Raw genomic sequence first — 12,748 nt, forward strand, 5'->3', positions numbered from 1 at the left:
TTTAGTTGAATAAGAAGTAAAAATAAATTATTTATTATAAAATGACATGATTTGTTAACATTTTTTTATAAATCAGACAGTTATTTAAAAGACTTTGTTTTAAGACGCATCCTTTTTATTTCAATATCTTTGTTGTCTATTTATAATTCTATGGATTTTCAATATGAATACTTGTTTTTAATACCAATAGGTTTTATTGCAGGGTTTTTAAACACAATAGCTGGAGGAGGTACGCTATTAACTTTACCCACTTTAATTTTTATGGGATTACCAGCTCCTTTAGCTAATGGAACGAATAGAATTGCTATTTTGATACAAACATTTTCTGCTGTTAGAGGTTTTAAAAGCAAAGGGATTTCCACTTATCCTTTCAGTATGTATTTAGGGTTGTCTGCTTTGGGAGGTTCTTTTATTGGAGCAAAATTAGCCATAGGTATTGATGGCGAGATATTTAATAAAATTCTAGCATGTATTATGGTTATGGTTTTACTTACGATTATTTTTAAACCCAAAAGTAATTATACAGAAATACTAGAGAAAACAACTGGAAAGCCGCTTTATATATCATTGGTAATTTTCTTTTTTCTAGGAATTTATGGAGGTTTTATAAATGCTGGAATTGGTTTTTTAATGTTATTGATTTTACCTTATGTAAATGGTTTATCGTTATTAAAATCCAATGCAACTAAAGTATTCGTAGTTTGTTTATATACTATAGGAGCTGTACTTGTTTTTGCTTTGGAACATAAAATTAATTATATGCTCGCTTTTATTCTTGCTATAGGAAATGCTTCAGGAGCTTGGGTTGGGAGTAGATGGTCAGTGAAAAAAGAGGACAAAGTAATTCGTTTATTTTTAATAATTACTGTGTCCTCTTTAGCTATTAAATTATGGTTTTTTAATTAGTAGTTTACATATTCAGTAATTTCTAATCCGTAACCAATCATTCCTACACGTTTTGTTGGTTCTGTAGTGTTTGATAATAATTTTATTCTAGAAATATCAATATCGTGAAGTATTTGAGCACCAATTCCAAAATCTTTGGAATCCATTTTAACTTGTGGAGCTTTAATAATTCCTTCTTCTTGTAATTTTTTTAATTCTGTTAATCGGGATAATAATTCTAACGATTTAATTTCTTGATTAATAAAAATGATAGCTCCTTTTCCTACTTCGTTGATTTTTTTGAACATTACATCTAATTTTTTATCAGCATCATTAGTTAATGTTCCTAAAATATCATTATTAACTTGTGTAGAATTAATTCGAGTAAGAACAGGTTCTCCATTACTCCAAGTACCTTTTGTAAGTGCTAAATGGACTTGTTTGTTAGTGGTTTGTAAATAGGCTCTTAATCTAAAGGTGCCAAATCGGGTTTCAATTTCAAAATCTTCTTTCTTTTGAATAAGACTATCGTGTTGCATTCTATAGGCTACTAAGTCTTCAATAGAAACTAATTTTAAATCAAATTTTTTGGCTACTTCAACTAATTGAGGTAAACGAGCCATAGTTCCATCTTCATTCATAATTTCTACAATTACACCGGCTGGTTTAAAACCAGCTAAACGGGCAAAATCGATAGCAGCTTCTGTATGACCTGTTCTTCTAAGTACACCACCTTGTTTTGCAATTAATGGGAAAATATGACCTGGTCTTGCTAAATCAAATGGTTTTGTATTAGGATCAATTAATGAGAGTACGGTTTTGGCTCTATCTCCTGCAGAAATCCCAGTTGTAACACCATTTCCTTTTAAATCTATAGATACGGTAAAAGCAGTTTCCATATGATCGGTATTATTTCTTACCATAGCATGTAAATCAAGTTCTTTACATCTACTTTCTGTAAGTGGCGTACAAATAAGACCTCTTCCATGAGTGGCCATAAAATTAATCATTTCAGGAGTACATTTTTCAGCGGCCGCTAAAAAGTCTCCTTCATTTTCTCTATCTTCATCATCTACGACTATGATTATTTTTCCTTGACGGATATCTTCAATAGCCTCTTCAATAGTGTTGAGTTGTATGTTTTGTGACATTGTAGTGTTAGTTTTTTGAAAATCTTGAAAACAATTTTTTAATTGGATCGATTAACCAGTCAAAATTAATCATTATCCCAATATCGTTAGTAGCTCTATAGGTTAAAAATATAGCGAGTGGAGTTAAAATAATAGAAGAAATCCACATGCCTAAAACAATAGGAATAGTGTTTTCTTCAGCTAATTTTTTACCAAAAGTATTCATAAAATGAAAACTGATAAAAATAATTATGGCAAAGACTATAGGTAAGCCAATACCTCCTTTTCTAATGATGGCACCTAAAGGAGCACCAATGAAAAACATGAGTATACAAGAAAAAGCAATTATAAATTTTTCGTGAACTACTACCCAATGTGAGTTTAGGTTTTTCTTCTTGTATTCTAAGTCAGTCTCACTATTTTGTATACTAAATTCAGTACTTGAAGTATTACTATTAGCCATTTCCAGAATTTTTTGCTTTTCTTTATTTGTAAATATGGAAAGCAAATCATCTACTTTATTTTCTTTATCTATATTCTGAACTCTATTTAATTGAAAAACATAATCATTTCTTTGTAATGCATTTTCAGCAAATGAGACAATATCTTTATTTAAATTTGTTTGTAATGAGTCAATAGTATAGTTTAACTCACTTAAAGTAAGCATCTTTTCAGAGGTAATATCACTATTGTCTCCATTGTTTTCATCTAATTTAGTTAGATCGATATTTAAAATGTATTTTTTAAAACTACTTTTAGCAAAAGGTTGTTTGTTCCTTTCTTCATATTTTTTTGGGATGATATTTTCATAATAATTTCCATCCAAAAGTTCAAGTTGAAGTGAGTTTGAGTTTTCATCGCTTCTTAAAATACCATTTTTAGCTTTTATAACAGTATTTGCTCCTAAACCCGCATTTACATTTTTGATGTGCATGGTAACATTTTCAAGATAACGACCGTTGTCTCCCGATTTTTTTTCTACTTTAATATTTATCGCTGGTCCTATTGGATTAAATTGACCTTCTGCGATTGCCATTGCTGGACGTTGTTGCACAATTGTTTTTCTTAAATTTAAAAACTTGTATTGTGCTTTTGGAATAACATTATTTGCAAATACAAATGAAATAATACTCAAGCCTATGATAAATAAGGTTAACATTCTCATGGCTCTTTGTAATGAAATACCAGAAGATTTCATGGCAGCAAATTCATAATTTTCTGCAAAACTTCCAAAAGTCATGATGGATGCAAGTACAACAGATAGTGGTAAAACTAAAGGAACAATAGTAGGAGCGTAGAAGGATAAGAATTTTATGATTGTAAAAAAATCTAAATCTTTACCAGCTAATTCCGAAATAAATAACCATATTCCTTGTAAAACGAATATAAAAAAAAGGATTACAAATACCGAAGTAAATGTAATCGTAAAAGATTTTATAATGTATCTATCTAAGATTTTCACCTTTAGTCTAATCTATTAATATAATAATTTGGATATTTTGACTCTGTAAAGGTAAAGTGATTATCTGAAATAGGTTGGTTTGTTTTAAAAGAATTAACAGTTAAAGTAGTTCTAGTACCATTTTTTCCAACTTCTATCAGGTTATAAATATTTTTTGTTTGAACGTCTATGCCTAAAAGAATTTCTTTTCTTTGGTCTTTAGAGCTTATAGGAATTAGTTTAATATATTGAATTTTTCTTCCTTTTATATCTTGTAAAATGTCCCAAGAGTATTTATAACCAGTGTTAAAAAAAGTCAACATTTTAGATGGTGTAACTGCATTTTCGTCTTTATCATCAAATTTTGAAATAGATATTTCTTCATCTTCTGGAACAATAGTATATACTTTTTTTCCATCAAAAATTTTCGTAACTCCCATGAAATTTAAATTGTATAAATTCCCTTTTAAAGTTACATTTCCTTTGCTTTCTTGATTAATGTTTTCTTGTGGGTTGTTTAAAGCATACTTAAAATCAATAACAATATTCTCATAAGTTTTAACTTTGGCAGATACTTCATCTAAAAGACTTTTGGCTTTAGCGGCATCTTGGGCTTGTGTTGAAAAACTTACTAAAAGAAAACATACTAATTTTAAAATTTTACTCATCTTACTTAATTATTATTTTGTTCGTTGTTTAAAAAATGTTCAAGAGCTACTAAATCTGAAATTAGAACAGCTCTAGCTTTACTACCTTCAAAAGGACCTACAATACCAGCAGCTTCTAATTGATCAATGATTCTTCCAGCTCTGTTATATCCCAATTTTAATTTTCTTTGAATTAATGAGGCACTACCTTGTTGAGCGGTCACAATTACCTCCGCAGCTTCTCTAAATAGCGTATCTCTATCTGAAATACTTATATCAAGAGTCGTGCCACTTTCTTCTCCTACATACTCTGGCAATTGGTAGGCTTCTGGATATGCTTTTTGGCTTCCGATAAAATCACAAACTTTTTCTACTTCAGGAGTATCTATAAAGGCACATTGTACTCTAACCATGTCATTCCCATTGGTATACAATAAATCGCCACGACCAATTAATTGATCTGCTCCACCAGCATCTAAAATAGTTCTAGAATCTATTTTTGACATTACTCTAAATGCAATTCTGGCAGGGAAGTTTGCTTTAATCATACCTGTAATAACGTTTACAGAGGGTCTTTGTGTGGCTATAATAAGGTGAATACCAATGGCACGTGCTAATTGTGCTAATCGGGCAATAGGTGTTTCAACTTCTTTTCCTGCGGTCATAATTAAATCGGCAAACTCGTCTACAACTAACACAATGTAAGGAAGAAAACGATGTCCATTTTCTGGATTGAGTTTTCGTAATTTAAACTTTTCATTGTATTCTTTAATGTTTCGAACCATAGCATCTTTTAATAAAGAATAACGGTTATCCATTTCAATACAAAGCGAGTTTAAAGTGTTAATTACTTTAGTGTTATCTGTAATAATGGCATCTTCTGTATCAGGAAGCTTTGCTAAATAATGTCTTTCAATTTTATTAAATAGAGTAAGCTCCACTTTTTTAGGGTCAACCAATACAAATTTTACTTCTGCAGGATGTTTTTTATACAAAAGTGATGCTAAAATAGCATTCAACCCTACCGATTTTCCTTGTCCAGTAGCTCCTGCCATCAATAAGTGAGGCATTTTGGCTAAATCGACTACAAAAGTTTCGTTAGAAATCGTTTTTCCAAGAGCAACAGGTAATTCCATTTCTGCTTGTTGAAACTTAGGTGAACTAATTGCCGCTTTCATAGGAACCAAAGTAGGATTATTATTAGGAACTTCAATACCAATTGTTCCTTTTCCAGGAATTGGAGCAATAATACGAATCCCTAAAGCTGCTAATGATAAAGCAATGTCATCTTCTAAATTTTTAATTTTAGAAATCCGAATTCCCGCATCTGGAACAATTTCATATAATGTAACTGTAGGCCCAACGGTTGCTTTTATTTGAGAAATACCGATGCTGTAATTTTTAAGCGTTTCAACTATGCGGTTTTTATTTTCTTCTAATTCTGCTTGATTGATGGTAATTCCACCTGTTGAATATTCTTTTAAAAGATCAATTGGAGGCAGTTGATAATTTGATAACTCTAATGTAGGATCAAATTCTCCAAAATCTTGAACTAATTTAGCCGCTAAATTACTGTCCAAAATTTCTTCCTCGGCTACTGTTTCTATTACAAAGTCTTTGTCGTTAGAAATAATTGTGGTTTCAGGACTGCTTGTTTTTTCAGGACTGCTAAAATCCTCTTTCTTAGCTTTTGGATCAAAATTAATTTCAGAGGCATTGGTAATAGTTGGTTTCAAAGCTTCTTTATTAATTTCAAAAGAAGAAGTTTTTAATTCAATTTTTGAAATAGCTTCTTCATCTTCTCGTATGACGAAATCATCATCTATATTATCTGTATTTACATTGTTTAAATGAGAATTATCATTAGTTAAAGGAGTAATTACAGGTTTGTTAGTTTTTTCTTCAGTAACCAAATCTTCTTTAAACGATTGATTTGATTTTTCAAAAACATTTTTTACTGCATCAGGAGAAACTTTAATTTTAAAAATTAAATAAATTATAATTCCAAATAATAAAATTAACCCAGTTCCAATTTTACCAATATAGTCTTGAACATAAGTGTTTAATTCAAAACCAATGGTTCCTGCTAATTCTGGTAAATAATCCCAAAAGAAACCAAAAATTACAGAAAGTACTATAATAAGGTAAAAATCCCAAAAGAAAGTGCGTTTTAGTTTGCTTACACTAAGATCTAAAACAAGATAAATCCCTGTTAGAAAAAGAATTCTAACAAAAATAAAAGAAGCAACACCAAATCCGTCATATAAAAAGAAATGGGCAATATAGGCACCAATTTTACCCAACCAGTTTCTAGTTTGTATGTCTCTATCAAAAACATCGTTTACCTGACTTTGATCATAATTTCCAGTAATAAAATAGGAAATTAATGATAATAGTAAAGCAATAGAAATCAGTACTAATAAAGCACCAATAACAAACTTTTGCTGTCTGGAAAGATGCAATTTTTTCTTTTCTTTAGGCGCGGTTTTATTTTGTGATTCTTTGTTGTTCTTTTTAGCCATGAAGCAAACACTATTTTACAAAAATAGAGAATTTAAAATAAATAAGGAATATATATGATACATCCTATGGTTAATGCTGTTATTGCTGCAAAAAAAACGGCTCCAGCGGCAATGTCTTTTATGAAACCAATTTTTTTATGGTAATCTGGATGAATGAAATCGGCAATTTTTTCTACGGCTGTATTAATTCCTTCTACTCCTAAAACTAATCCGGTTGCTAAGGTTTGAATTAACCATTCTTCTTTGGTTATATTAAAATAAAAACCAGCAATAATCATTAGAAGCCCAATACTTAATTGAACCATAATACTGTGTTCTGTAGTGGCTAATTTATAAGCCCCTTTAACCGCAAACACAATACTTTTTAGTCTTCCAGTTACGAAAGTATTATCTTTTTCAAAATCCATAGCCTTATAGAGAAGCTAAAGCAGATTCATAATTAGGTTCGTCTGCAATTTCAGCTACTTGTTCTGTATATTTTACAGTTCCGTTTTCATCTAAAACGATGACTACTCGCGAATGTAAACCTGCTAAAGGACCATCAACAATTTCCAAACCAAAATCTTTACCAAAACTTCCTGTGCTAAAATCGGAGAGGTTAATTACATTTTCTAAACCTTCAGCTCCACAAAAACGTTTTTGCGCGAAAGGTAAATCACGAGAAATACATAAAACTTTAGTATTGTTTAAAGCGCTCGCTTTTTGATTAAATGCTCTTACAGAAGCGGCACAAGTTCCTGTGTCTACACTTGGAAAAATATTTAAAACTAAATTACTTCCTGCAAAATCAGCTAAACTAGTGGTGCTTAAATCTGTTTTAACTAGTTTGAAATCAGGTGATTTTGTACCTACTTTTGGTAATTCTCCTGATGTATGTATTGCGTTTCCGCCTAAAGTTACTGTTGCCATAATGTGTTTTTTAATGAAGCTCAAAAGTAATAAATAATATTGAATTGCTATTTATATAGAATATTCTTTTACATTTTTTTAATTTTTTTAAAACCAAAAAAACATTTTTCTCGTAAATGCATTTATAACTTAAAATATAAAACATGAAAACCAGTAAAAAATTAGCTATTGCATTTGTTGTTATTTGTTTTTTAACAGGAATTGAAATGAATGCACAAAAAGAAAAAACAGTAGAAGTAGGTGGAGCTCCAATGTATCCTAGTAAAAACATTGTTGAAAATGCTGTAAATTCTAAAGATCATACCACTTTAGTAGCAGCGGTAAAAGCAGCAGATTTAGTAGATGTGTTAGCATCAGACGGACCTTTTACCGTTTTTGCACCTACCAATGAAGCTTTTGCAAAATTACCTAAAGGAACAGTAGAAACCTTACTGAAACCAGAAAATAAAGCACAATTACAAACCATTTTAAAATATCATGTAGCAGCTGGAAAATGGAGTGCTGCAGATATTATGGCAGCGATTAAAAAAGGAAAAGGAAAATATAGTTTTACAACCGTAAGTGGAGGTACTTTAACCGCATGGATGAAAGGGAAAGACGTTTACATTACGGATGAAAATGGGAATAGTTCGAGAGTTACTATTGCCGATGTTAACCAAAAGAATGGCGTTATACACGTGGTAGACACGGTCTTGCTACCGCGTTCATAGTTGTTTAGTTTTAGTTTGTTTTTTTGAAGAAGGCACTATCTTACATAGCGCCTTCTTTTTTATTATTTAGTACGCTCTAACCAATTTTTAAAATCGTAAAAATTTTGTGGAGAAACCCCATGACCAATAGGATATTCTTTATAAGTAACTGGTAACCCTAAATTTTCTAAAAAGGGTTGTGCTTTTCTCGCCCAATCAACTGGAATAACTTGGTCAACTGTACCGTGCGAAATGTAAAATTGTAGGTGTTGGTTTTCTTTGTTTTGATACTCTGGAACCAAAATATTTTCGTTTAAATAACCACTTAAAGCTACTACACGACTAATTTTTTCTGGATAACTTAAAGCTGTTGCATAACTTAAAATACTGCCTTGACTAAAACCAATTAAGGTAACTTGCTCTTTTGCAATGGGATATTTTTCAAGCAATTCATCAATAAAAGAAGCAATTAGGTCTCTTGATTGTTGTGCTTGTACGTCATCTGAGAATTTGTTTTCATCAGCATCAAAATGAATGGCATACCAAGCATGTCCATAGGGTTGTAAATTATGAGGTGCGCGAACAGAAATAACATAATAGTCATCGGGTAATTCGCTGGCAAATGAAAATAAATCTTCTTCATTGCTGCCATAACCGTGTAATAATAGTAAAACAGGATTTTGCGCTTGTCTATTTTTGGGTTCTCTTATAAGGTACTGTAAACTCATTATAGTGTATTCTGATTATAGGATGTCAAAAATATCACTAAAATTTAATTATATTTCGCTTTAATATATTTTATTTTTAATTACAAAAGGTGTAACGAGGATTATTTGCTAATGAATAACATTTAAAGCTATACTTACTTTGCGGATAAAGTGGTGTCGGATTATCGGTTACAATTAGGGGTTCTAATGCTTGTCCATTGTAGCTTGGCATTGTTACTTGAGCGGCAGAACCATTACCAAGAGCTACATTTTTTCCAACTAAATTACCATTAAAACTATAATCTATCAATGCATCTAGAAGACGATAAATTCCATAATAATCATAAGCATCATAGGCAGATTGTGTGTTTGGTAAATTGTGCTCTGCTGTGTAAGTATAGTTAGGTAAAACACTTTTTTTGATTAAGATGAAATCTTTTTCAGAATTTAGAATATTGTTGTTTTTGAACATATCTATAGCCATTCTATGGTCATTGGTTACATCGTCATCATATACTTGGGTAATTAATTTTGTGTTTGAAGGAAAATCTATTGATTGCGTATTTATAAAATAACTGTACCATTGTGCCATTACAAATAGAAAACGACCATTTTCTCCCCAGTTTTTTTCTGAAAATGCTCTCTGTGACAAATAAAATGAAGCACCACCACCAAAAGAATGTCCCATGAAACCAACTTTTGTAGTATCTATAATATCTGGATAATTTGCTGCCGCAGTAATGAAACTTTGCCATAATGTATCATATCTGCTTTCTACTGTAACGTTAGTTCCACTAGTAGGATAGGGGGCAAAAACTACAACATATCCTTTTTTAGCAATAAAACGATATAAGCCAATGTTATATTCGCTTTCTTCTCCTCCATAAGGATGCGAATAAAAGATTGTTGGTTTAGGAGTGGTAATACCTTGCGGATAAAATATAGTAACATTTTTTCCTGTATAAGTCGGACTAGGAAAACTTACTGATGCTACGGTGTAATTTCCGTCTGAGCCGTAGCCAGTTGTTGGCTTTGCAATAGGACCTTGTAGTGTATTAATTAAATAGGATGATGAAGTGGTTTTGGTATCGGTTTGATTTTCAGAATCTTTAGAACACGATAGTACTAAAAAAGATAGAACAGCAAAAAATGCAATTTGTTTCATGTGTTAAAAATGTTTGTTATGCTTTTAGACGATAAAATAGCTTGAAGGTTTAATGCTTAGTTGCTATTTTTATATTAAAATTAGCATTAAAATTGGATTTGTATATTGAAAAAATGGTGTCTAAAAAAGAATTGCATTTTTATTAGATTTTAGCTGTATTGATACTACGATTTTATATTTTAATTAATTTTTTAAGAAATAAATTTGTCTTTTATGGTTATAAATACCAACTTTAATAAAGTATGAGTTTGCTATTCGGTCTAAAAAATAAATTTTATACCAAAGGTTCTATAGAAAAAAAGTCGATTTTTGATTTTTTAAAGTTTCTAATTTTATTTAGAACGGCATTTCCGTTGCTAGAACCATCAGCATTTGTGTTTCCTTCAATGGTTTCGATTACATCGCCTTGTACGTTAATCACAATGCCTGTATGATACCAATCGTAAGTTGATTTTTGTAAAAGAAATATGTCACCTGGTTGAATTAAACTAGGGTTTGTTCTAGCTGTTTGATATCTGGTTAATATATTTTTTTGTAAACCAGTTGAACCAACAGTATCACAACTATATGATAAAGGCATTAGTGTTTTAAAATTTTTGCCTAGTTGGGAAGCAGCTTGATCGATAATAGTTTGTGCAAACCCCATACACCAGTACCACGAAGTACCTTCATGACCATCCATATAAGCGCGAACCCAAGGTCCTGTGTTGCTTTGGTTTCTTATGATTAATTCGAAAGGATTATTTTTAGCATGATTTTTAGCAGTATTGACTACTAATTCTCTTAGATTATTCCCTGTACTAGGCGTTTCAAAAGCGTTTTTAAGCGGAGCCGATAGTTGTTCGAACAAATGAGTATCTACAATACCTGTAGCTGTAGTGCCTATGGCAGTTTGAAAGTTCATTACGGCTCTTTCTGTAGCTGGACCAAAATCGCCATCGATACCTGTTGCTGTTCCTGCATTTGGATTTTGCATGGCAAAAAGGGTTAGCCAAGATTGAATTTTTTCTACGTCTTTTTTTACATTAGTGGTACCAAATCTTTGTTGTGTATTACTGATACTTAATTCTTTAATATATGATTTTTTTTGCATGACTCGATTTTTTAGATATTAAAAATAGGCATATTAAAAAAAATAGTAGTGGGGAAAAATCCTGTTTTTTAGTGGATAATTCTCCTGTTTTTTAATTTTAGATATCGGTTTAAAAATGCGTTTTGTGTGAAGTAATCGCTATGCTGGGGTTGAAAAAAAGAAATAAAGAAGGTGTTTTTAGTGAGATTGCTTTCTATTTGTTTTTGTTTTTTTGCGAAGCTTTTTTGAAAAGTTACCCTACGTTTTTGAATTCTTCCCATACGTTTTTGAATTATTACGATAGGTTTTTGAATTCTTCCCCTACGTTTTTGAATTATTACAATAGGTTTTTGAATTATAACAATAAGTTTTTGAATCATTCCCATACGTTTTTGAATTATTACGATGGGTTTTTGAATTCTTCCCATTCGTTTTTGAATTATTACGATAAGGATTTTGTTTACCAGTATGTCATTCCTGACAAGAAAGATTATTTAAATAACTTTTAAATATTATCAAATTGTTTTAAATTGTATAGGAGTATAATTTAATAGATTGACATATTCTTTTTCAGAAAAGGAAAGGCATACTTCGTTTTGACTAAAACAAAATAGATTATAAAGAAAAAAGAATACGATTACGACTATTTTCAAATGAGAAATGATTTTTATTTTTGTTACTTGTTTTGTCTAAAGTTAAAAATAAAATCTAATCTTCTTTTTTTAGATTGCTTTCTTTTTCTAAGAAAAGTGTTAATTGATTTTTTAAATCGGGATTTTCAGTACTATAAATTACTTTTTTGTATTGATTTTTTATGGCAGTAAAATGATATACGGGATATACAAATGCAGCAGATGCATTGGTAACAGAAATATATTTATTCTGTTTTTCAAATGGTTCTTCAGTAATTAGTAATGTAGTGTAATCTTTGCTTAGGATTTGTTTTTTTAAAAGGATTTTATCAGCTAGGGAATAGGATAAAAAAATATTTTTTTGGTTGTCTATACTAATTCCTTTTTTTATGAAAGGAAATAGTATTAGGATTAGGATAAATACAGTTAAAAAGCTATAGCAAAAAGTGATTAGACTAGCTTTTTGATTATTGTTATATATTTGAAAAATTGCATTTAATAAAAAGGACACTGGAAAAAGCAAAAGAATACAATATGCTGCTATACTTTTCAATTTCAAGATAGCTTCAAGAATTAGCGTACTTTTTATTTTCGTTTTTGTGTTCAATTATAAATTTTTAAACAATTTCTGATAAAATTCTCCTACTAAAGGAACCAATTTTTTTTCACCATTTAGAGCCCCTAAAAAACCATAAATCCATAAGATAAAAATAAATAACCAAAAAGCAGAAGTTACCATCCAACTATTGAAATATCCAATAGGGTAACCTAGTAAAAAGAAGGTTAAGAAAATGCCTAAAGCTTGACGAATATGAAAACTCGCAAACTCACTTTTATTGTCTTCCTGGTTCATAAAAATAGCAATTACACTTCCTATAATAGTAATGTAACTTACTATGGCTGCGTTTTTTCCTTTTTCAATACTGTTATTCATTTTTATTTAAAAGTT

14 protein-coding genes are annotated in these 12,748 nt (G+C 30.4%); 2 read left to right on the top strand and 12 right to left on the bottom strand.

Going from position 1 to position 12,748, the window contains the following annotated elements; all coding sequences use genetic code 11:
* Positions 1-51 precede the first annotated feature (51 nt).
* Complete coding sequence (locus CX675_RS09945) at positions 52-906, top strand: sulfite exporter TauE/SafE family protein (RefSeq protein WP_370277679.1); 855 nt, start codon at positions 52-54, stop codon at positions 904-906.
* Here the strand turns inward: CX675_RS09945 and ribB are convergent.
* From ribB to tpx, 6 genes are read right to left on the bottom strand one after another with little or no spacing between them, the layout of a single operon-like run.
* Entirely contained in the window at positions 903-2,036 is a 1,134-nt protein-coding gene (gene ribB / locus CX675_RS09950) for a 3,4-dihydroxy-2-butanone-4-phosphate synthase (RefSeq protein ID WP_130735084.1), read from the bottom strand. The two genes, CX675_RS09945 and ribB, sit on opposite strands and share 4 nt — an antisense overlap.
* 7 nt (positions 2,037-2,043) lie before the next feature.
* Positions 2,044-3,477 carry an LptF/LptG family permease gene (locus CX675_RS09955; RefSeq protein WP_130735085.1) on the bottom strand — a complete coding sequence of 478 codons (1,434 nt, stop codon included), beginning with the start codon at positions 3,475-3,477 and terminating at the stop codon, positions 2,044-2,046.
* A gap of 2 nt (positions 3,478-3,479) precedes the next feature.
* The gene (locus CX675_RS09960; RefSeq protein WP_130735086.1) at positions 3,480-4,124 is read right to left on the bottom strand and encodes an outer membrane lipoprotein carrier protein LolA; all 645 of its coding nucleotides are present in this window, start codon (positions 4,122-4,124) and stop codon (positions 3,480-3,482) included.
* A 5-nt stretch (positions 4,125-4,129) separates the two neighbouring features.
* Positions 4,130-6,625, bottom strand: a complete 2,496-nt coding sequence (locus CX675_RS09965) for a DNA translocase FtsK (protein ID WP_130735087.1) — start codon at positions 6,623-6,625, stop codon at positions 4,130-4,132.
* 32 nt (positions 6,626-6,657) lie between these two features.
* Complete coding sequence (locus tag CX675_RS09970; protein WP_130735088.1) at positions 6,658-7,032, bottom strand: diacylglycerol kinase; 375 nt, start codon at positions 7,030-7,032, stop codon at positions 6,658-6,660.
* A gap of 4 nt (positions 7,033-7,036) precedes the next feature.
* Positions 7,037-7,534, bottom strand: coding sequence for a thiol peroxidase (gene tpx, locus CX675_RS09975; protein ID WP_130735089.1), 498 nt, complete (start codon positions 7,532-7,534; stop codon positions 7,037-7,039).
* A gap of 143 nt (positions 7,535-7,677) precedes the next feature.
* Here tpx and CX675_RS09980 point away from each other — a divergent pair, with 143 nt between their 5' ends.
* Entirely contained in the window at positions 7,678-8,244 is a 567-nt protein-coding gene (locus CX675_RS09980; protein WP_130735090.1) for a fasciclin domain-containing protein, read from the top strand.
* A 62-nt stretch (positions 8,245-8,306) separates the two neighbouring features.
* On the opposite strand, the gene CX675_RS09985 is transcribed toward CX675_RS09980, so the two are convergent.
* The 6 genes from CX675_RS09985 to CX675_RS10005 form a co-directional block, all read right to left on the bottom strand.
* The gene (locus tag CX675_RS09985; protein ID WP_130735091.1) at positions 8,307-8,951 is read right to left on the bottom strand and encodes an alpha/beta hydrolase; all 645 of its coding nucleotides are present in this window, start codon (positions 8,949-8,951) and stop codon (positions 8,307-8,309) included.
* A 76-nt stretch (positions 8,952-9,027) separates the two neighbouring features.
* Positions 9,028-10,095, bottom strand: coding sequence for a S9 family peptidase (locus tag CX675_RS09990; protein WP_130735092.1), 1,068 nt, complete (start codon positions 10,093-10,095; stop codon positions 9,028-9,030).
* 274 nt (positions 10,096-10,369) lie between these two features.
* The gene (locus CX675_RS09995; protein WP_130735093.1) at positions 10,370-11,188 is read right to left on the bottom strand and encodes a peptidoglycan-binding protein; all 819 of its coding nucleotides are present in this window, start codon (positions 11,186-11,188) and stop codon (positions 10,370-10,372) included.
* Between the two features lie 68 nt (positions 11,189-11,256).
* Entirely contained in the window at positions 11,257-11,595 is a 339-nt protein-coding gene (locus CX675_RS19780; protein WP_165396017.1) for a hypothetical protein, read from the bottom strand.
* 280 nt (positions 11,596-11,875) lie between these two features.
* Complete coding sequence (locus CX675_RS10000; protein ID WP_130735094.1) at positions 11,876-12,406, bottom strand: hypothetical protein; 531 nt, start codon at positions 12,404-12,406, stop codon at positions 11,876-11,878.
* Positions 12,407-12,733 (bottom strand): DUF4870 domain-containing protein, encoded by a 327-nt coding sequence (locus tag CX675_RS10005; protein WP_130735095.1) that lies wholly within the window; start codon positions 12,731-12,733, stop codon positions 12,407-12,409.
* Positions 12,734-12,748 lie beyond the last annotated feature (15 nt).

This window comes from Flavobacterium sp. J27, assembly GCF_004303025.1.
Taxonomy (GTDB): domain Bacteria; phylum Bacteroidota; class Bacteroidia; order Flavobacteriales; family Flavobacteriaceae; genus Flavobacterium.